This window comes from Pseudomonadota bacterium (genome assembly GCA_026388275.1).
Taxonomy (GTDB): Bacteria; Desulfobacterota; Syntrophorhabdia; order Syntrophorhabdales; family Syntrophorhabdaceae; genus JAPLKB01.
The window spans coordinates 14889-36849 of sequence record JAPLKB010000038.1; the positions used below are offsets into that span (position 1 = coordinate 14889).

A 21961-nucleotide genomic window follows, 5' to 3' on the forward strand; every position below is an offset into this window, starting at 1 on the left:
CACAATTGATCAAATAAATAATTGAAAACGATGGTTATTAACTCCACCTATAAATATTTACAACCAAGATGCTCATGCAACTCGAAAGAAAGGCATTCATAGGGGGTATTGCTGATAAGTATTGTACCGATATAAGTGCTCTATGGATTTATATGTCACCTATCTGTCCAGGACCTCGCGGACCCTCTGAAGAAAGCTGTTGAGCGACAAGGGTTTGGCAATAAAGTCAAATTCCTTATCCTTAATTCCTTTATCGAGGACAACATCCTTTGTGTGTCCGCTGGTAAAGATCACCTTGATATGAGGGTTTATCCTGTGTATCTCCTCGTAGGCCTCACGTCCATTCTTTTTTGGCATCACGGAGTCAACGACGATAAGGTCTATGTCCCGGTATTGTTTGAATTTATCTATCGCATTTTCACCGTCTGTTGCTTCAATGATTTTATAGCCGTATTCTTGGAGTACTTCACACATAAAAGATCTTACTTCTTCATTATCTTCGGCGATAAGGACAGTTTCGTTCCCTCTTTCTATGATGGTCACTGAATCCTGTTTATCATCGACTTTTATACGTGCCGCAGGAAGATAAATGCGGAAGGTGGTACCATGGCCTATTTCGCTGTATACGGTGATATATCCGTCGTGTTGCTTTATGATACCGTAGACGGTAGCAAGGCCGAGCCCTGTACCTTTCCCGACCTCCTTTGTTGTGAAGAAGGGGTCGAAGATCTTCTCACACGTTGCTTCATCCATACCCGTTCCTGTATCGGAGATGGTTGTAAGCACATACCTTCCTGGTTTTCCGAACCCGTGTGCCCTGAAGAACCCATCGTCTATATCGGCAATGCTCGTCTCTATGGTGAGCGTCCCTCCTCCCGGCATGGCATCCCTCGCATTGGTGACAAGGTTAAAGAGGATCTGGTCCATCTGCGACTTATCGGCCATGACGATCGTATCATCCTGCGCAAAGGATGTTCGTAGTTCTATGTCCTCGGTAAGAAGCCTTTTCAATAATTTCTCCGTCGCTTTTATTGTGTTATTTATATTAAGGGGAGTAAAGGCTACGGGTTGTTGCCTGCTGAAAGCTGAAAGGCTGCGGGTGAGATCGGCTGCCTTCTGGGAAGCGGAAAGTATCTGATCCACATATGGCTTTAAAGGGTTCGACTTGTCCATCTTCATCTGCATGAGGCTAGCATATCCCATGAGGGCAGTGAGGATATTGTTAAAGTCATGAGCAATGCCGCCTGCCAGAGTACCAATGGACTCCATCTTCTGGGCCTGACGGAGTCTTGATTCCACCGTCAGTTCATGGGTTATATCCCTGCAAATCTCAAGATAGTTAAAAATCTGCCTTTTCCTGTCCTGAAGGGGAATGATTACGGTTTCCAATATGGCCGGCCCGGAGGCATCTTCATTAATTTTGAGACGGCCTGTCCACACATTGTGTGAGTCAAGGGAACGCCAAATCTCTTCCTCTGGAATATCATTAATATTTGTCAAGATTGGCCGCGTGCCTATGATTTCCGCGGAAGGCCGGTTCATCAGCTCTTCCATGGCGAGATTGACGAATTCAATTCTCTTGTCCTGTCCTATCATGGTGACCATCTCTCCTGAATGGAGCGTCACCTGTTTGAGGGTTTCGATAGCCCTCTGAGCCGGAGTGCTTATTTTCTGCGACAGAATAACGATGCTGACCACGGTAATGGCAAGAAAGATGAGGCCGACCAGAATAATCATGTTAAGGATCGCGTTGACGGGCGCCATGATCTCGTCTATGTTCTGGGTCACGATGACGTTCCAGCCGGTAATTGGAATAGGAGCAAAGGCAGCCATCTTTTTCATCCCTCTAAACATGTATCTTGCCACTCCTGTCCTGCCTGTGGCCATCTGATCCACAAGAGGCTTCAGCTCCGGTTCTTCTTCAGTCTTGAAACGGAAATTTTTGTCGGGACGGATAACGATCGGTTCTTTGGCATTACCAAGATAAGCGTACCCTGTTTTACCAAGCTTCACGGCGTTTATAGGGTTGAGTATGAATTTGATGTGCTGGAAGACAACTGCGGCTCCCACAAAGCCATGCTTTTCCGAGACAATGGGTGCGCACAGAGCAACGCCCATCTCCCTTGTTGCCCTGTTGACTGCCAAAGCACCTACACTGGCCTTACCTGCCTTTGCGGTAAGGAAATAGGGACGGTCGGAAACATTAATGCCGGCACGCTTCGCGTCGTCGGCATCAGCCCGGATGATGCCGTTCTTGTCTGTCATAAAGAGCGAACCATCAGATGCTCCGCTCACGCAAAAGACATCCTCCAGTCTCTTCTGTAGAAACCGGTAGTTGTCCGAGGCTGCCGCTTCCCTGATTTCGGGATCACGAGCGACGGCGGAAACAAAATTGAACTCCCTGCTGAGAGCGATCTGCACAAGACCCGACAAATCAACGGCAATCTGCTTTGCTTTTTCTTCGGACAGGCGATCGAGGGAGCGGGACAATTAAATATATGTCACGGCTCCGGCAATGATAAAAGGTATTAATACGGCGACAATAACACCGTAGATCATCTTGGCACGAATGCTCATACTCTTGAACATAGTCAAAATCTGCACCTCACAATGATCATTGCTGCGTCAGGCAACCGTTCCGGAGTAAGGAGACATGCATGGTCTCTCAGTGTCTACAGATTCGGTGCAAAAACTGTTTCAACTCTAATCCACCAAATGATTTTTGTCAATCATAATGAGAGGAAACATATGGCAGCTTAATGGTGTGCCCGTGAAAACGGAGGAAGATCAAAAATCAAATGACGGGTGGAAGCAGGGGTTTCTCAACTTATCTGTTTTAGCTCTTAACTTCACTCCTCTTATTTACCTAATCCTGCAAATATTTTGCAAGCAAAAATTCTTATCAGTTCATTAAATGCCATACAAAAACTACACATCATGAAGATCTGGAAGAAAGACTTTTTTAAGTATGCAAAACCTGATGAGCCTAAAAATACTCACTTGATTGTAGGCAATTGTATATATGCAGGATGCTATAAATACAACTTATTTACAAAAAATACATAGTCCGGGAAAATTAAGTTCCTTGAGATACTTTACATAATTCTTAAGGAAAACAACTCAACTGACAACCGGTAACTTTGATCTTCAGTTCATTAAGCATCTCCCCCAATTTTTTTGAGGGGATTTTTTCTTCCTCGGCTATTTTGAGGGCCTGCATACAGGCAATCTTACCGTCCTTTGTGCGAGCATTAATCTTTTCTATAATCGCTTCTTTATTCATCACACTCTCCTTTTGTTTCTAACATTTGATTATAATTATCTATAAATATCCCGTTAAAGTCAACTGTGATTGCTGAAAGGCAAACATTATCGGAAAGGCAGGATATTTCTCAGCTCGACCTGCCTTTGACAAACATCAATAAGTTCTCGCAGTCGGGTAAGGGTTGCCGTATGTGAAACCGCACGTTGAAGGTTCATAAGTCCGGCAGGAATATGCTCAAGGAAAGCCGTAACCCCTTTCATCAGCCCCAAAAAACCATAAGCTCCAAGTGCTTGCATAAGACGTTGCGCCGAAGCCTCCCAGAAGGTATTTCTGAAGTCAGGCCAATCAAGGACCTGTTTTGACAACCTGTAATAAAAAAGCAACAGGTCTTCAACCTCGGCTTCGGAAAACCTTACATAGGGATCACAGAGCAGTGAACCAATATCATAAAAGGGACTTCCAAAACGCATCCCCTGAAAGTCGATAAGAAATGGTTCTCCATCGCGGATCATCACATTCTGAGATTGCAGGTCACGGTGTATAAGCGAATGCCCGGTTCCAATGAGCCGCCGGGCAAGGGCAGAAAGTTCTGCCTCAATTTCCTGCCATATGGATGCTTTCATGTCAATTCCACATACACCGCTTACAAAATTTTCCCTGAAGTAGTTCTGTTCCCAGCAATAGAGTTCAAGATCAAAACCGTCCATGAGCCTCACATGTTCCTGAGGGAAATCACTTTCAGGAAATGAATGAAGTCTGTGCGCAATTGACAGTGTCTTCTGATAAAGTCCCTGTCTGGTTTCCCAGGAAGTATCTCTTAAAGACCAGAGGTCTCTTTCTCCCACGTCTTCCATAAGCATGAGACAAGCTGCCGGGTCATGGCTGATCATAAGAGGCACAGGTATATGAATGCTGCAGAGGAATACTGCAATATCTGCATAGTAAGTGTTCTCTAATCGATTCGGATTGTATTGAATTAAGATAGCCGAATCCTTGTCACCCCAAGTCATACGAAAAAAATTGCGATCCGACCCCCTTATTGCCAAAGGCACAAGCTCTATTAAGACTGATGTTGAAAGTCCCAGGGCGCCCCGAGCAAAATCAATCAGTTTTTTATTAGTCTTTATAGATTCTCCCTGCCGGTCTGCATGGCTGCCTTCAAACTTTTGTATGCTTCAATGGAACCAATATCGTACCACTGACCCTGGTCAATAACAACTCCCCGGATAGATCCCTGCTTTTTGACTATTCTTTCAAGAAAAGCAGGAACGATAGACTCAATTTTACCTGATTCAAGAAAACGGAGAAATGACGTCTCCAGGGCATAAATGCCGGTAAAAAGGCAACTTTGAACGCCTCTATTCTTTAATTTATGCCGCATATCACAAATCTCGCCATACTCATTGATATTTACATTCAGCAAAGGGCCGCTGCTTCGCAGTGCAAGCGTTGCCTCAGGCCGTTTTTCTTCATGGGATTGCAAAAGCCTCTGCAAGGGGAAATTGCTTACCACGTCCCCATTGTAGCAAAAGATCGCTTCGTCATCACCAAGGAGGTCTTCAATGTTCTTTAATCCTCCTGCTGTATCCAGAAGCACCGGTTCATGACGAAAAACAATAGGTACACCCCGCCAAAGCCTGTCAGGGAATTTTTCCGCATAGACCTCCGGGCAATGATGGGTATTTATGATGAAACGGTCAACGCCTGTTTCAATCAGATGATCCATTGTATAGGTAATAACAGGACGTCCTTTGATCTCAAGAAGCGGCTTCGGACACCTTTCCGTCAGGGGGCGAAGCCGCATACCCAAGCCGGCACCCAGTATAAAGGCTGTCTTAAACCGTCGCCTCTTCAATAGACCCTCTGGATTTCTGTACCCGGGAAATAATGCCTGAGGATTTCTTGTGCTGAAAAACCCTTCGTTGCCATAACAGCGGCACCGATCTGGCAGAGCCCTACGCCATGCCCCCAGCCGGCACCATGAAACACAAAGGTCTTAACCTCCTTGTGAGCGTCGTATTCCACAGTCACAATAAAAGCACTGCTGTATAGGTGACTCCTGGAAAGCCAGCGCCGTATTTCAAGTTCTTTTCCCACAACCATGCTTTTTTTCGAACCGATGATCTTCAGCCTAAATATCCGCCCTGAAGGACCACGGGATAGAGGTTGAATCTCCTTAAGCATCCCAAAATCAATACCTGATTTTTCCAGGAGGATCTCTTCCAATTCCTCCCGTTTATATTCAATCTTCCAGCGGAAAAACGCCTTTGTTTCCTGGTCAAAGTCCGAAAGGATCCTTTTGAGAATATCTGCATCTTCTGTATTGCAATAGGCATCAGGTTCCGAAAGGATCCAGTGTGCCGCATCTTCCTCTGTTGTAATCGGGAAACAGGGTGCTGCTGCATCTGAAATACTTGACAGATAAGGGATATGTTTATCGTCCCAGGCTGTCTCGAATGCCTCTGTCATTCCCCCGCAGGCTTTTGAATACCGGGCATCACAAATCTCTCCCGCATAAGTAATTGCCTGTGCGCGTGTTTCCAGAACGGATTTACCGGCATGAGTTGAAACAATCTTTGTAATACCCTGATAACGCTGGCAGTGGTCATCGGCACATACATCGTAGAGATCATGGTCTTCCTGTTCATACCAGCGGATAACCTCAACCCCCGGCTTACCCGGCGGGCTAAGAGAAATATCCCGTGCCGGAAACTGTTCAGAAGAATCTACTTTCTCAGGGGCTTTTGCAAGCGCCTCTTTTGTTTTCTTTTTTCGATCCAGGGCTGCAATAAGCCAGCTTCTGGAAATAATGGCATGTGCCTTAAGAAATTCCATAGGGGCATTACTGCTCATCTCCGAGGAAACCACACTTCTAAGATAATCTTCCAGGAGGAGTTCATTTATGACCGCCATTGTTCCATCATTGCGGGACTTAAGAATCAGGTTCCCCTGAAAGGTTTGATTCTCTTTTCTCTCCCAGTGAAACTGTTTTCCGATAGTAACTTGAAAGAGTGTAAAAGTCGAATCTTTATCGGCTGTAAGCCTGATTGTTGAGGAGCAGGCAATCTCACGGTTGTCCTCGCCGGCCAGCACAATGTTGCCGGACGTTACCTTTGCTGAAAACATGCCTGACACAGAACCGAATTCATCCACGTAAAAAATGCCATTCAGACAACCGGCAACATCGGTCTGTCTGTCTATAATACCTACAGTCATTGTTGGTTCGTTCAATTTAATAATAGAGGGTTCGTGTATATCCGACACTGACAATGTATTTTTCGAAACCGTTCTACTCAACCTCTCATCCTTTTTTAAATGATTTTAAGAGTATTACTGTCATATGTTATAAGATAAAAGGGAAATGAATATTCGTAATGTATTCAGCATATTATACAAAATGGCAGCAGCCTCTCTTTTATCCTGTTTTATGGCATTTTATCACAATCCGTTAGAAAATAGTTAGTAGAAAAGGGGGGTGAGCCTTACCGCTTATCTTTACTTCTGGAGCTATTAAAAAGGATATTAACCTTTTTACCGATAAAAGAAATAAATAATTGCAACTTTTTTACGAAAGAACCGAAAAATTGAGGAACAACTGTCCCTTGTCAATGACCCTTATGCGTTCACTGAATTATGGACATGACCTGTGCAATAAAAATAAATTGATTTAGTCCTTACGTGATGATAAACATAGTTTTTCACTATAAAGGACTTGCTGCAACAAGGGAGATCATGGGAACTATTTACGACATAATTTATGATATGGCCAAACCATACTTAGATACACGCAAGAATGACATACACATCTCTTTATCTTTAATGTTTGCCCGCCAATTGTTGGAACATTACCCTGATGCCGATGAAGACATTGTCCTGCCGGCTGTAATTCTGCATGATGTGGGTTGGAAAATTGTACCAGAGGAAAAGCAATCAGGCGCCTTTGGCCCGAATACTAAAGATACGGAAACCAGGCGACTTCATGAGATTGAAGGGGCAAAGATTGCAAGAGAAATTCTGCGTTCAATCAATTATGATGAATTGAAGATAGCTGAAATCACTGCAATTATTGATGGCCACGATTCAAGGAAACAAGCCCTTTCGCTTAACGATTCATTAGTTAAAGATACTGATAAATTATGGCGTTTCACACCAATTGGGGTTGATATAGATCACACCCGCTTCGGTATCGACCGCAACGTCTACATAACATATCTCGACAGCATTATAGAACAGTGGTTTTTTACGCCTGAAGCCGGTGATATGGCGCGTGAAGCTCTGGATGAGACAAAGTCATTACAGATATAGAAAATAAATGTGGAAGTCTACCGTTTATCCCAGGGAGGTGCAACTTTGGCTTTCCATCCACTCTTGAGAAAGGGGTATGCCACTTTAAGCTTCCCATCCTGCCATTGGAAGGCTGCACAAGGAAAAATTGCCGTTTCATCATCCAAATATCCAGCTTTGTTTGTTTTACGCTGGCCGCAAGAAACATCCGGTCTTATACTCTGTATACATATGTGTTTGATTTATGCACGAACTTTATTATAATTGATCAATAAGGTTTAAAACCTCAAAAACCATGAATCAGCTTCAGAAAAAAAGTCTAAAAGGGAGACTCAATAATGAAAGAAATTACAGAATTTGAAAAATGGTATGAGGATTTACAGATACAAAGAACGCTCAAATCGCTTAAAAAAAATAATTTCGATGCTCGATTCGTGCCAAAGGCTTCTTACGCATTAGCCGAAATTTTTAAAATGATTCCCAAGGATGCAACTGTTGGTGTCGGAGGGTCTCAAACCCTGGTGCAGATTGGTTTTTTTGAAGAAATAAAAAAACATCCAGTCAGGTTTTTAAATCCTTCCATACAGGGCATGTCGCCTGAAGAGGTAACAGAAAAGAGAAGGGAAGCATTGCTCGCTGACTTTTTTCTCAGCAGCAGTAACGCTATCACAGAAGATGGCGAAATCTATAACATCGACTCTATAGGAAATCGAATAGCAGCAATGATGTTTGGGCCAAAGAACGTAATCCTTGTCTGCGGAGTCAACAAAATTGTAAAGGATATTAATGAAGCAAAAAGAAGGGTTCATGAGATTGTTGCACCTATAAATGCAAGAAGGCTCAGTTTGAAAACACCATGTGCAGAAACCGGTCAATGTACTGACTGTTCATCTCCGCAAAGAATCTGCAACATCTATACTGTTTTTGCAAAAAAACCTATGCGAACAAACGTAACAGTTATTCTTGTTGGTGAAAAACTGGGATTTTAATTGAGATTTTTAGTTCTTCCGGTTGTACTTCTTTTTGGTTGTATGAGTGTCCGCCTAAAACGGGGGCTACTCCAGGCACATATTCCCATCATTAAAAAAGATAGTTGGCTGTTTTTATGGGATTGTATGCCCACTTTTTTACACAAAATAAAAGTGCCGGATTTATCCATAGTAATTTCATGATGTTAAAATTTTATTAGAATAAGTCTAAACTAAATCAGCAAAACTGCGATAATTGCAATATGATGTCCGTATTGGATTTTAAGCTTTTTAAAAAACAAAAAAACAGACAAAGTTTAAGATTAAGATATGTCGAATAATAACCCGCTAATCGATCAGTCTCTTGGCGAAAACTTTAGCCGGCTTTTTAAATGGGACAACCAACTGCAGGAAACCGGGAATGATCTTTACGCCTTGGCAGCTTCTACTGAAAATGAGTTTTTATCTGTAGGGAGCAATTTACAGGATTTCTATAATCGCGCAACGGTTATTTCTGAACTGTCCTCTTCTCTGGTAAATTCCATGTCCGGTGAAGAGGCTGTGAATGTTATTGAGGGGCTACGGGAACTTCTCAACAACATGCAGATTTATATAGTACAAACCGAAGAAGAATTCAGTCAAGGGATCATAACCTTGCAAAGCATCCTTAATATTATAGGGAATATTTATAAGCCTATAAGCGGTTTTAAAAAAATTGTGAAAACTTTGAAAATATTGGGTATTTCTACAAAAATAGAAAGTTCGCAGCTTCGTAGCGATAACAATGGTTTTCTTACTATAGCGGATGACGTTGAAAAATTGTCAGTTCTGATTAATTCAAGGTTTGCCGAAATACTCGGTAGCGCAGGTTCATTGGAGGCTGACGTTAAACAGACACTTTCCAGCGTTATCAGTCTTGAAACACAACAAAAGGGCAAGGCACAATCTGTCCTTCAAAACACGGAAGCTACCATTGTCTCACTTGCAGAAAAAAATAAATCATCGGTCATCACAGCCAGTCATATTTCCGATGAGTTGGAGACAATCACAAGCAAAATAGGAGAGATTGTATCTTCCATGCAGTTTCATGATATTACACGCCAGCAATTGGAACATATAAAAGAAGCATTTGACGTTATTTATTCAAAACACAATGCTCTTTCTGAAGATAAGAACTCTCTTGGCTTATCCGAAAACGGTAATTTCAAAAAAACTATCCTGGATACATACACAATCTGCGAACTTCAAAAAATACAAATTATTGACGCAGAGGATAAATTTACAACTGCAGTAAATAGTATTATAAACAACCTAAAAGATATAGCAGGCAATATTATCGTTATGCACAAGAATGTACAAAATATAACGGGCAGCGGAGATGAATCATCGTCTTCGTTTTTTACAAAGATCGAGTACGGGGTCTTATCAGCCATTTCATCGATTAAAGAAATTAAAAATGCCATGTATGAATTATCATTAACAATTGAAGGTCTTACAAAAACAATAAATGATATTTCGAGATACATGAATGACATTGAAGAGATAAGTTCAGAGATACAGCTTATCGCTGTAAATGCTCGTATAAAAGCGGCACATACCGGATCAGAAGGAGCCCCTTTAGGCATCATCGCAGAAGCTATACAGAATCTATCAGTAGATGCCAGTATCCAGAAAATGGAAATATCTGAGGAATTGAAAAAGATTGTAGCAACAGTTGAAGAATTGCATAATAATGCTAATTTTAATACGGATGAACAGGAGGCCGAAACAAATATCCTGTTAAAGAACCTGAATGGACTGCTCGATAGACTTAACTCCACAAACAATACAATAAAACCACACCTTAATAAAATTGAAAATGACGGGAAAAAGCTTGCCCATGACATTGAAAGAGCAGCCTTAGATATGACCGTTCAGAAAACATTTATAGAAAAAGTTGAAAGTGCTAAGTCCGTACTCGACTCTATAATTTCACAGATACGTGAGATGCTACCTGAGATAGATAACCACGATAAAATTGAGGCATTAAAAAATCTTGAAATTAATTACACAATGCACAGCGAGCGACACATTCATAAATCATATATGGCATCGAATAAACACAGACCGGAAAATACACCAAATAAAATGCCTATTTCAAACAGCGACACAGAAACCGGGAACGCTCTCGGAACAAATGTAGAGCTTTTTTAGTCTTAGAGCCGCTTAAAATCAGCTTACTTGCATAAATACCCGGAGATTCTATTATAACATCTGTAATATATCTTCTGCTTTTTCCCTTACTTCAGCCGATCTGTCGGTCAATTTCATGATAGACAGTTTTCTTCTTATATCCTCTTTTTGTCTTGGAGATAGCCCACTGTAAATAGTTTTTATTTTATCGAATGCTTTAAAAACAATGTCCTGCTCTTTTGTATCAAGAATGAGTATGAGAGTTGGTGCATCATCAGGCATATCATATTTTTCAATATATTTTTTCAAATTTACAAGAAAACTACCTGAACCGTAGGATTTATGAATTTTATTAAATAATTTTTCATGCTCAATTGTCCCCTTCTCTCCCATAAATAGCCTGTCCAGTGCTTCCTTTCTTCTGGCAACATTCCATCGATCTTTCGGGATATCTTTTTTATATGCAACTTCCTGTCTTCCATACTGTCTGCTGCTGTCCTTTCTTCTGTCAATCTCCCGCCAGTCAGGCTTTTCATCTTCATAATCACTCATATCTCACCTTTATGTTTCATTTTATCTGCAATATTCAAACTTTCCTTTGAAATCCGGCAGAAATACTTTGGCTTTTTGTTGCTTTTTTTATTTATGACAACTAAAGCTCTTTTCATTCTATCAATAAATTTCTTTACAATGCTCTTATATTGCTGTTGACTTTACATTTCTATCCGTCAGATGTTTTCTGCATTTCAAATTTCATGATCTATTTCTTTCTTGTCCAGAAAGTTTCAACAAGACCTACCTTCCACTTTCCGTCTTCTTTAAACATCATCAAAACGGCAGGGTTTTCAGCTTTTCTGTATTTGATTATTATTTCACCCTTGTCTTTCTCAAATTTGCCTGTATCCCATTTACTATGTTCTAAAGCCGTATCTGGGTTAAAATTTTCAAGGAAACTTTTCCAGTATTCTTTTGACAAGTTACCACCATTATTAAAATCACTATTTATATTTTCCTTTAAGTGCACCACTCCTGCACCTTTCTCTTCTTTATAGACATCATCTATAATCACATCTTTCGATTTCTGGGTCAGTAACGACCAGATTTTGGGGTAGTTTCCGCTTTTCATCATTTTGAACAATGATTCTGCAGAAGAAAGAGCAGATTCAACATTGCTGTCAAACAACGTCCCTGCATAAAGACAAGGCTTAAACAACAACGTTGATAAGAATACAAAAATAACTATATATTTTATTTTCATGCTAATAAAAAATAAAAAAGGCTGGAAAAACATTGGTTTTTCCAGCCTTTTTTGTAAATTTATAATTAATGATGTACTGTTGTTGGCGTAGAAGAACCGCCGCCGGAAGTTGCAGCTGCTACTCCCGCTGCTACTGCTGCTGCACCAGCTGCCATTCCAGCTACAGTTCCAGCCCCAAGACCTGCCGCTGCACCTGCACCTGCACCTGCACCTGCACCTGCCGCACCTGCACCGCCTGCCGCACCTGCACCGCCTGCACCTGCTCCTGCACCGCCTGCACCTGCTCCTGCACCGCCTTCAGCCTGTGCGAATGTCATAGAAGGTATAGTAAGACACATAATTAACAAAAATAAAACTGCCAAATTAAAAACATTTCTTAATCTCATAATCAAACCTCTCTTTGGCTTTTAGTATTTATATTTCTAAAAAATATTGATTAGTAGTGCATTTCTCTTTTTTAAGCATACCCATCTATGTTAGCTGTAAAGACTCAAAAATACTATTGTCATTTATATAAAATAGTTTTATCCTTGTCAAGATAAATGTTTGTGTTCCTGCCAAAAAGATCAAACAATACCGTATGATGGTAAATATCCTGGGCGACATCCCTTGTCCAGGGCGATATTGCATAATTGAAAGTTGTTTTGCTGTCAGAGCCTTTAAATAACCTTAGAGGAAATGTCAGCATCACACCTTTGTCATGATATCCCCTGTTAAAGCTGTCTTTAAATATTGAGGTATCCGTCCAACTATACCATCCTGATAACACAACCCCTTTAATAAATTTAGAAACAGTGACCCTCGCTCCTTTGTCTCCTGCAAGAAACCTGCCTGCCTTAACATCTACTGAAGTTTCAATTTCAGGCATATTCAACCTTGTGTTCAAAAAAACCGTATAGTACGTACCAGTATAAAGGCTGCTCATTTGAAATATATTATCGACATCCCTTTTCTTCACTATGCTACCGCTTACACCTAACAGAACCCTGCCTCTTTCAAGCGGCATAGCAACCTCGCCGTCTAATCCTGCATATTGAATTTCCAATAAACCTACAGCGAGTTTTGCATAAATATCGTATTCTGTTTTGTAAATATGGTTATACATTAAATTGCCAAGTGATACCTTCTTTTTCTGATAGGGCACAATATCTGTCCTAATAGGCTCAGACGAAGGTTCATTGGATGTAGAAACAGTGTTTATAGGAAAACCTTCAAGACCAGCAATAAATAAACCACCTTTCCAGGGAGTATAGCTACCCCATAGTTCAGCACCAAGTCTGTATTTAAAAAAACCTGACGGGTCGTTCAGGAACGTTCTGAAAGCTGGTTTAAAACCAAAATCAAAGTATTTCCTTTGCTCTTGTTTAACATCCGGCAATTCAACAACATCTGTATTTATCTTTGATAAATGAAAAAACTCGCCTGGGGTAATCTTTTCTTCGAATAATTCAGTTATATCAAGTCTTGTTGTTGTAAACCTGATTATAGGGATCAGATTATCAGTAAGTACAACACTTACTTTTTGAATATTCAAAGGCATTATATCATTGACAATATTAAGAATTACGCCCATTGCCCTTGTGCTGTAATAATACCTGTCGTTTTGGGCTTCTATAAAAAGATCATACCCCTGCTCATCAATACCGATGTTACTGAACCCTGACTCATGCAACGCTTTAACTAAACGTTTGTGTAATGTGGCTGTCCTGTCTCCCTTTTTTTCTCTGTATGGATGATCATATACAGGGATCATCGGTTGCCCGATATCAAATGCCACAGAAAGATTCACACCAAACTGATCGCCTCTTTGATAACTTAAATCAATATCCGCCCACTTCCAAGGTTTTAGCCTCAAACCATAATTGAAATTTGATTTCACAGGTTCATTAAAATATTTCGCCCGGGCAGGATCCTGAATCTGTTTTTCATACCTTATCGGGCTATATTCCATCATAAGAGCAAATTTCTCCGAAGGCGCAAACTGAAGGCCCCAGAAAAATTGTGAGTCCTTAAGCCACCCCCTTGGATCTTGAAACATTTCAACTCTAAAACCTTCCTCAGAAGATATGAGCGGTCTTTTCCCGAATCTTCCGTTGCCGAACCCAAGTGTGAAATCAAAGGGGTATATTTGTTTGCTTGCAACAAGATATTGCGATGCATAGACCCTGGTTCCATGAGGATCCATAATACCGATAGAAACAGCGGGACTGTATTTGCCTTCTTCAAGCAATTTATATTTCATATCAATTGCTTTATCTTTATAGTTGCCGTAACCTGACTGAAGCGCTTTAATGCCAGTAACCTCGGTAACACGGCCATTTATCTCAATATTTTTGAATGGGCTCACAGTAATATAATAATATCTGTACGGATCTACCTGCCCTGCCCCTGCCCTGAATTTATTTTCCTCCAGCACTCTTGCAGTAGGGGTCTCCATAAGACCTGTTATACCAATGTTGGAAGGTCCGCTGAATGGTTCGATTGAAGCCATGCAAAAGTTTGGGATACAAAAAAGAAGAACACAAAAAAGAGAGGCTATACTTATGAAAAGAGAAAACCTATTTGTGTTCTTTGTTTTCAGCACTTTTTTCAGCCATTTTTTTGAAATCTAAGAATAAAGTTCTTTTAATATTTATTTACCAATTGTCTTCTATTTGTCCGTTTATATAAGGGCCTTTTCCACATCTGAACTGATAGCCAGGATGAATTAACTGGGCGCTGTTCTTTATCTCCCTCAGCCAGGCAAACAGGTTTAACCTTTTCAGGGATTTTCTTCCAAATACTCTCTCTTACCAGATATTCTTGTTTTATTCAGTTTATACAGATTTATCGTAATTATTATTCGTTTCTTCATTTGCAAAAGTCAAGATATTTCATAAAAGTTCTGTAAATATTTCGTTGAATTCCCTTGACAAAAAAGAATTTCAATTGATATGTAATGGAGCATGTTTATATGGCTTTTTCACAGAATCAGCGGTGTATCTCTTATAATACTTTTCGGCGTAAAAATACTAACCGGCTTCTTTCTCTTCACAAAAGACAAAAAACCTGACTGGGCACTCAGTCTCCACCGTCAGCCTGTGATTGATGTATTAATACTCATACTTTTTACCTTTCACAGCATATACGGTTTAAGGACAATAGTTTTGGATTTTGGATACAAGAAGGAAAAACAGCTGTTCCGGTTATCTAATATTGCAGCAACAGTCATTTCGCTGGCCCTTATTTATCTATATAGTATAATCTCATAATGATGCTTTCTTATGATGTCCTCATCATTGGTGGAGGTCTTGCCGGACTCCGCACAGCAGTGGGTCTCTGCGACATATATAATGTAGGGGTTTTGTCCAAGGTACACCCTGTCAGGTCACATTCTATCGCAGCACAGGGCGGCATCAACGCTGCCCTTGCAAATAATCCGGACGGTAAAGACGATACCTGGGAAAAACATGCCTTTGACACAATAAAGGGTAGTGATTACCTTGCAGACCAAAAAGCTGTGGAAATCATGTGCAGAGAAGCAATAAAAGTCGTTTATGAAATGGAACACTGGGGTTGCCCCTTCAGCAGATTTTCTGACGGCTCAATTGCACAAAGACCTTTCGGTGGGGCAGGTTACCCTCGTACCTGTTATTCGGCAGACTTAACAGGTCATGTTCTGCTCAATACACTCAACGAAAGAGCAACGGCTAAAGGGATAAAAGCCTATTCCGAATGGTTTGTCCTGGCTCTTGTTACAGACAACAATGTTTGCCACGGTGTTATTGCTTTAGACCTTAAAAACGGTAAAATTGTGCCTATACTCGCTAAAACAATTCTGTTTGCTACAGGCGGTTACGGCAGGGTCTATCTCCATTCCACCAATGCCCTGATTAACACTGGAAGCGGCATCGGCATTGCTTATAAGGCCGGTGTGCCCATAAAGGATATGGAATTTGTCCAGTTTCATCCTACTGCCCTTATCGGCACCAATATCCTTATAACAGAAGCAGCCAGGGGCGAAGGCGGCTACCTCATCAATAAAGATGGTGAGAGGTTTATGACACGTTATGTACCAAATGCCATGGAGCTTGCGCCACGCGATATTGTTTCAAGAAGTATACAGACAGAGATAGACGAAGGCCGGGGGTTCGAGCACCCTTTGGGCAAATACATCAATCTTGATTTGAGACACCTCGGTTCCAGGAAAATACTTGAAAAGCTGCCCGGCATCCGCAACATATGCATTGATTTTATAGGACTTGATCCGATACTTGAGCCGATCCCTATCATGCCCTGTCAACACTACTCCATGGGTGGCATAGACACAAACGAGAAATGCGAAACCAATATATCAGGATTTTACGCTGCCGGAGAGTGCGCCTGTGTAAGTGTACACGGTGCAAACAGGCTTGGTGGCAATTCGCTTCTCGATACAATAGTTTTCGGAAAGCTGGCATGTTCTGCCATTGATGAATATATCCGGGACAACAATATAAAACCTGATAGAAAGCTCCTCATAAGTAAAAATGAAGAGATGGAAGAGAAAATATACAAATTGATACATGGAGGAAATGAAAAACCATACAAGATCCTTTTTGATTTAAGCAAAACAATGAGTGACTGTGTTGGCATATTCAGAGAAAAAACAGGGCTCGAACAGGCGCTAAGTGATATTGAAAAAATTAAGGAAAGATTCAGGAACATCCACGTTTCCTCCACAACAATGCATATGAATTATGAACTTCTTAATGCCATAGAGCTTGAATACATGATCGAAGTAGCCCACACAATTGCCGTGGCCGCCTATCTAAGGGAAGAAAGCAGGGGCGCCCATTTCAGGAAGGACTTCAGCACAAGGAATGATACTGACTGGCTTAAGCACACTGTTGCAAGAATCGGCTCAAACGGAGAACCGGTAATTTCTTATAAGGACGTCGTAATTACAAACTATCCGCCCATGGAGAGGAAGTATTGATTACTGCCAACGAATATACATTCAAAATTCTCCGATATGATATGAAACAGCCTGAAGTCCGGCCTCATTTTAGTTCGTACCGCATTAAGGTTATATCCGGTCTTACTGTGCTCATGACACTTTTGCGCATCAGGGACGAAATTGACGGCACGCTTTCATTCAGATCGTCATGCAGATCAGCGGTCTGCGGCTCCTGCGCGATGGTAATCAACGGCAAGATTGATCTTTCCTGCAGGTCCCAGGTTGCTTCCTTCGGCGACAGCACAATTATTCTTGAACCCCTCCCAAATCTAGATATTATCAAAGACCTTGTTGTTGACATGACCCCTTTCTGGAATATGTACGAAAAGGTTAACCCATATATAATAAGAAAAAGTTCTGAACCGGAAAAAGAGATACATCAAAGCGAAGACGAAAGGAAACGTATAGACCAGAATGTTAATTGCATCCTATGTGCATCTTGTTATGGGGCATGTCCGGTACTTTCAAGAGACCCTGATTATATGGGTCCTGCTGCCCTTGCAAAGATCGAACGGTTTATTCTCGACTCCAGAGACGAAAGGCCACTGCAATCCCTCGAAGGAATAAACAATGAAAAAGGAGTATGGGGATGTGATACAATGCTTCGCTGTATCGATGCATGTCCGAAAGATGTAAGACCCATAGACTCTATTGTGGGTTTAAGAAAAACACTTTTGAAGTACAAGGCAAAAAAGATTTTCGGGATGACAATAAAATGAGGATTGATTATTCATTATTGACACGAAGGACATTTCTCAATACTCTCCTTGGCGGATGGTTCATCGCCTTCTTTTCAGGGGTTATCTATGCGCTTATAAAGTTTGCCTTTCCCACCCTCGGAAAAGAACCTGATTTCGTGGTGCTCAACGCCAATGACTTCTTAGATATACCGCCAAACTCAGTAAAACCATTTGCATGGGGAGGGAAGGTCGGGCTTTTTTTTAAAAAGGCAGACGGGGCTACAACAGCCCTGAAGGGTTTGTGCACACATATGGAATGCAATATCACATATAAGCAGGAAGACAGGAAATTCTATTGCGCATGTCATGAAGGCTGGTATGACGAAAATGGCAAAAATATCAAAGGGCCTCCGCCAAAACCACTTGAATTTTTTAATATCAGAACTGAAGGTAAAAGTATCATCGTTTTTAGAAAGGGGACAAAGGTTGAGTTATCAAAGGGTTAAAAACAGGTTTAAAGATTTGTGTAAAGAGATCGAGGTTTTTGCTAAAAAGAAAACAGGCGGCATCGCCTTGTTCCTTTTTATTATTCAGTTTATAACCGGAATGGTTCTGTCATTCTATTACATACCCTATTTTGAGCAGGCACATAAAAGCATCCTGGACATTGTTACAAAATTAAATATGGGGTGTTTCTTCCGTTCGATACATCATTGGGGAGCTCAATTGATTATGGCAGCCCTGTTTATACATACATTCAGCATACTGCTCTTAAAATCTTACAGAAGACCAAAACATTTATTGTGGCTTTCGGGCTTTATTCTTCTTGGTATATCTATCTTTTTCGGTTTAAGCGGCTACCTTTTGGTATGGGATGAAAGGGCCTTTGCAGCAGTGAAGGTTGCAACAGGCGGAGCCGGTAGTATCCCTATTGCAGGGGTTTTTATCAAATCCTTTTTAAGAGGAGGAATTGACGTAACCGGTGAGACTTTGACTCGTTTTCATGCATTCCATGTATCTATCCTTCCAATTATCGCAATTTTATTAATATGCATACATATACTTCTCGTTCAATATCGCGTAACAAGTATGCCGTTTTCTCTCAAAAAAAGAACAAAGCAAACGCCCTTCTTTCCTTATAGGTTCTATAAATATCTTATAATCTGTCTTATAGTATTGGGAATAGTCGTAACTCTGGCAACACTTTTCCCTCCGGAAATAGGCAAAAATGCAGATCCCCTTGCGCCTGCACCAGAAAACATTAAACCCGAATGGTACTTTCTGTTCCTGTTTCAGACTTTAAAACTCTTCCCAGGAGAAATTCTGGGATTGAACGGCGAGATGATCGCAGTTACCATTATTTCCTGTGGAATTTTTTTCTTATTTCTCATACCATTCTTTGACAAAAGAGCAGTGCAGGGCATAAGAAATACAGTATTTACCTGGATTGGAATTGCATATACACTTTATTTTATTGTCATGACAGTCATGGGCTTTCTGAGTTAGCTAAACACGCCCCTCAGGGGCGATTTGTTACTGAGTAACTTTAATGAAACAGGGTCAATTTACTCAAAAGAAGTTCTCTAATCTTGCTCGTACAGGGTTCAGAACATAGTTTTTTTAGGAGGACAGGTGCTAAAAATAATATCCGTAATTAGCAATATGGCACGCACAATTATTAAAATAATTGCTTTGCTCGTTCTCATTTTTTTGCATACGACTCCTCTCTGTTCTCAGGACAAGGTAGAAATGTTCCCTGCTGCACCATACGACAGATTTATCATATATCAAACACTGGCCATTTTCTGGGTTGCTATTATCGGGCTAATCATAATCATAAAAATGAAGCTCAGAGAGATCGAAAGAATTCAAAAGATGGGTATTGACAAGGAAGAAAAAGATATCCCCACCCTTGACTAAAAGATAGTAATCTATTATCATCTTTGAAAATATGCATCCTTCTATTTTAAGAAATACTCTTATATCTGAAGCAGGAATCAAAAACATCCTATCTCTGCCTGGAGAAACAGGTATATATTTGTCCCTGTCGGAAATACTCGCAAAATTTGAGAACATAAAAAAGTTCGCCAGTGAAATCCATACAGAAATACACCTCATAAAGCCTATCCTCAAACTATTCGGTTATGCCTACGAATCAAAGCCTAAATTCTATGAGAACAGCATAAAAGGTCCTGATATGGCGCTCTTTACTGCCGAAGAAAACAGGGTTGCAACATCGCCGCTTTGGGGCACAAAAGAATATTACGACAATGCTCTCGGTATACTGTTGTTAAAAAGATACGGGAGAACCCTAAATAAAGGGATAAGCGGATTCTACCTTGAATTTGAAAACAAAATACCAATATATCAGCTTATCTACATTTTAAAGAAGATAAAAACCCCCTGGGGCATTCTTACAAACGGTAGAAACTGGATTCTCATTAGAAGATCAATAAATTTTGAAATAAAACTCATCGAAATAGATATTGAGCAAACATCTTTCGAAGGAAACGATGAAATACTGCACCTTTTTTACCATATATTTTCTTTAAATGGACTCAACAAAACCATTCCTGATTTGCTGAAGAATGAAAGAGATAAACAAATAAAATTTCTGAATGAGAAAAAAGATTTTGCGAGAAGTTCGCTTCTGGGAATCAAAAAAAAGACAGAGATATATACCAAAATCACTGATATTTACAAAGAATTCTTCCCTGACCAGGCACTACCGTCAACAGAAACATATTTAAATGAAAAACATAGTGAAGGAAAGATAACGGGAAACAAAATACATGAAAAACCCGACATAATCAATGAATACGATACACCGGAAGTCTTCTCTTATCTGTTTGTAAAAAATGAATATCACGCCGGATTTAATGTTGAGGAGATATTGCTGGACAACAACCAAAAGTATACCAAGGAAGACGTTCTTTCCCTAAAAATACTCGATATGACGCCAGGATTCGGTGCAGTTGCAACCAGAGTTCTTGAGGAAATGGCTTATTTATCATTTGTACTCCCATACAAAGAAAAAAATACATTTGTTGCAGAATGGGAAGATGAGTACGCACTAAAAAGTTACATTTTAAATAACGTAATGTACGGCGTTGAAAGATCTCATATATCGCTCGATATTTTTCAAAATATATTAAAAAACCGTTTCGATACAACAGCCGGGCACTTTAAATCTGGCAACCCACTTATAGGGATATCGATCAAAGACCTGCCAGATTTTTCAGATTTAAAAAATCAAATGAACTTATTCAGCAGAAGCCCGGGGGAAATCATACAAGATTTCAGAGATAAATATAAGCTATATTTTATCCTTTCTGACAAAATAAAAGAAGACGCAGAAGTAAAAAAGGAAATTGAGATTAAATTGAACATATACCGGGAAAGAATTAGGGATACGCTTGATGTCATAACATCCACATATTTCAGCAAATCTATTGAAAACAGAAATGTACAGGATATGCTCTTCGGTCTTGACAGTTCGGAATCTGCGTGGGAAACCTTTAGAAAAAAGAACTGGTTCATTGAATCAAAGGACATAGCAAAAAAGAACGGTTTTTTTCATTTTGAAATAGAATTTCCCTTACTTCTTCAAAACTCTTTCGATTTTATATATGTTCAGCCGTCCTTCAACTATATATGGGAAGATGAGCCCCCTATTAATGAAATAACAAAAGCATATATAAAAAGTGGAATGAGATATTTGAAACCTGAAGGAAAGTTTATTGTATGTGCGGAAAACATTGAAAAAGACCTGCTTATTGAGCTGCAGAAATCAAAAAAATATAATATAGAACTGAAGGCAGGGGCTATAATCATAAAAATGGAAAACCTTTGATTCAAATTACCGTGCCTTGCATCGCCCCTTAACCGGCAAAGCACGACCCGCGAAGCGGGTGCTCCGGCCTCCCCCTCTCGCACACCGTATATACTATTTAGCGTACTGCAAAAGCCTTTTTACTCGACAAGGTCAAAAAACCTGTAGAAAACTATTGGCTTCAGCCAATAGCGGTTTATTCACTTTCCACTGCTTTTAAGATATGTTATAAGAAAGATTATGGGAAGAGACCGTTTCCTGTATCTCAAAGTAGGTGATCGGGTATACCATAAAAAATTTTTAAGGTGGGGTATGGGTATCGTTTCAGAAGAGAGGATGTCCGATTTGCCGGGAGGCTTTTGTTACGTCAGAATCAATTTTCAGGACGGAAAGATAAGGGTCTTTGATAATAATCTCAGAAGCGGGAATTGTTGTTATTACGCAGGCATAGAAAAACTGGATGCGGAACGGCCGGAGCATACAACCGGCTTGGGCTTTAAGGCAATCAGTTAACAGGGATCAAA

At 40.4% G+C, this 21961-nt stretch carries 20 protein-coding genes; 11 read left to right on the plus strand and 9 right to left on the minus strand.

All coding sequences use genetic code 11. From position 1 onward, the window contains the following. Window positions 1–159: 159 nt before the first annotated feature. The 5 genes from NT010_10275 to NT010_10295 all read right to left on the minus strand — a co-directional run bounded on the left by NT010_10275 (window position 160) and on the right by NT010_10295 (window position 6562). A complete protein-coding gene (locus NT010_10275; protein ID MCX5806435.1) occupies window positions 160–2490 on the minus strand; it encodes a response regulator in 2331 nt (776 codons plus the stop codon). Window positions 2491–3106: 616 nt separating this feature from the next. Beyond that, window positions 3107–3283 (minus strand): hypothetical protein, encoded by a 177-nt coding sequence (locus NT010_10280; GenBank protein MCX5806436.1) that lies wholly within the window; start codon window positions 3281–3283, stop codon window positions 3107–3109. An 86-nt stretch (window positions 3284–3369) separates the two neighbouring features. Next, complete coding sequence (locus NT010_10285; protein MCX5806437.1) at window positions 3370–4317, minus strand: phosphotransferase; 948 nt, start codon at window positions 4315–4317, stop codon at window positions 3370–3372. 71 nt (window positions 4318–4388) lie between these two features. Beyond that, the gene (locus tag NT010_10290; GenBank protein MCX5806438.1) at window positions 4389–5120 is read right to left on the minus strand and encodes a nucleotidyltransferase family protein; all 732 of its coding nucleotides are present in this window, start codon (window positions 5118–5120) and stop codon (window positions 4389–4391) included. Beyond that, window positions 5117–6562 (minus strand): SpoIID/LytB domain-containing protein, encoded by a 1446-nt coding sequence (locus tag NT010_10295; GenBank protein ID MCX5806439.1) that lies wholly within the window; start codon window positions 6560–6562, stop codon window positions 5117–5119. The genes NT010_10290 and NT010_10295 overlap by 4 nt, the downstream gene beginning before the upstream one ends. A gap of 384 nt (window positions 6563–6946) precedes the next feature. Between NT010_10295 and NT010_10300 the strand changes: the two genes are divergently transcribed. The 3 genes from NT010_10300 to NT010_10310 all read left to right on the plus strand — a co-directional run bounded on the left by NT010_10300 (window position 6947) and on the right by NT010_10310 (window position 10710). After that, entirely contained in the window at window positions 6947–7570 is a 624-nt protein-coding gene (locus NT010_10300; GenBank protein MCX5806440.1) for an HD domain-containing protein, read from the plus strand. Between the two features lie 317 nt (window positions 7571–7887). Beyond that, window positions 7888–8538: a lactate utilization protein gene (locus NT010_10305; GenBank protein ID MCX5806441.1), complete on the plus strand. Its 651-nt coding sequence runs from the start codon at window positions 7888–7890 to the stop codon at window positions 8536–8538. Between the two features lie 309 nt (window positions 8539–8847). Further along, entirely contained in the window at window positions 8848–10710 is a 1863-nt protein-coding gene (locus NT010_10310) for a hypothetical protein (protein ID MCX5806442.1), read from the plus strand. Window positions 10711–10761: 51 nt separating this feature from the next. On the opposite strand, the gene NT010_10315 is transcribed toward NT010_10310, so the two are convergent. From NT010_10315 to NT010_10330, 4 genes are all read right to left on the minus strand, one after another. Continuing rightward, the gene (locus tag NT010_10315; protein ID MCX5806443.1) at window positions 10762–11241 is read right to left on the minus strand and encodes a hypothetical protein; all 480 of its coding nucleotides are present in this window, start codon (window positions 11239–11241) and stop codon (window positions 10762–10764) included. Between the two features lie 208 nt (window positions 11242–11449). Then, window positions 11450–11980 carry a hypothetical protein gene (locus tag NT010_10320; GenBank protein MCX5806444.1) on the minus strand — a complete coding sequence of 177 codons (531 nt, stop codon included), beginning with the start codon at window positions 11978–11980 and terminating at the stop codon, window positions 11450–11452. A 32-nt stretch (window positions 11981–12012) separates the two neighbouring features. After that, the gene (locus tag NT010_10325) at window positions 12013–12333 is read right to left on the minus strand and encodes a hypothetical protein (protein ID MCX5806445.1); all 321 of its coding nucleotides are present in this window, start codon (window positions 12331–12333) and stop codon (window positions 12013–12015) included. A 119-nt stretch (window positions 12334–12452) separates the two neighbouring features. Further along, a complete protein-coding gene (locus NT010_10330; GenBank protein ID MCX5806446.1) occupies window positions 12453–14438 on the minus strand; it encodes a YjbH domain-containing protein in 1986 nt (661 codons plus the stop codon). Window positions 14439–14892: 454 nt separating this feature from the next. Here NT010_10330 and NT010_10335 point away from each other — a divergent pair, with 454 nt between their 5' ends. From NT010_10335 to NT010_10370, 8 genes are all read left to right on the plus strand, one after another. Next, on the plus strand, window positions 14893–15198 hold the full coding sequence (locus NT010_10335; GenBank protein ID MCX5806447.1) for a hypothetical protein: 306 nt from the start codon (window positions 14893–14895) through the stop codon (window positions 15196–15198). Window positions 15199–15200: 2 nt separating this feature from the next. After that, window positions 15201–16904 (plus strand): FAD-binding protein, encoded by a 1704-nt coding sequence (locus NT010_10340; GenBank protein MCX5806448.1) that lies wholly within the window; start codon window positions 15201–15203, stop codon window positions 16902–16904. Further along, complete coding sequence (locus tag NT010_10345; GenBank protein ID MCX5806449.1) at window positions 16901–17644, plus strand: succinate dehydrogenase/fumarate reductase iron-sulfur subunit; 744 nt, start codon at window positions 16901–16903, stop codon at window positions 17642–17644. Before NT010_10340 ends, NT010_10345 begins: the two co-directional genes overlap by 4 nt. Next, window positions 17641–18111, plus strand: coding sequence for a Rieske (2Fe-2S) protein (locus tag NT010_10350; GenBank protein ID MCX5806450.1), 471 nt, complete (start codon window positions 17641–17643; stop codon window positions 18109–18111). Before NT010_10345 ends, NT010_10350 begins: the two co-directional genes overlap by 4 nt. Next, window positions 18092–19111, plus strand: coding sequence for a cytochrome b N-terminal domain-containing protein (locus NT010_10355; GenBank protein ID MCX5806451.1), 1020 nt, complete (start codon window positions 18092–18094; stop codon window positions 19109–19111). Before NT010_10350 ends, NT010_10355 begins: the two co-directional genes overlap by 20 nt. Window positions 19112–19237: 126 nt before the next feature. After that, window positions 19238–19525, plus strand: coding sequence for a hypothetical protein (locus NT010_10360; GenBank protein MCX5806452.1), 288 nt, complete (start codon window positions 19238–19240; stop codon window positions 19523–19525). Between the two features lie 118 nt (window positions 19526–19643). Further along, window positions 19644–21458 (plus strand): hypothetical protein, encoded by a 1815-nt coding sequence (locus NT010_10365; GenBank protein MCX5806453.1) that lies wholly within the window; start codon window positions 19644–19646, stop codon window positions 21456–21458. 291 nt (window positions 21459–21749) lie between these two features. Continuing rightward, a complete protein-coding gene (locus NT010_10370; GenBank protein ID MCX5806454.1) occupies window positions 21750–21950 on the plus strand; it encodes a hypothetical protein in 201 nt (66 codons plus the stop codon). The last annotated feature ends 11 nt before the right edge of the window (window positions 21951–21961 follow it).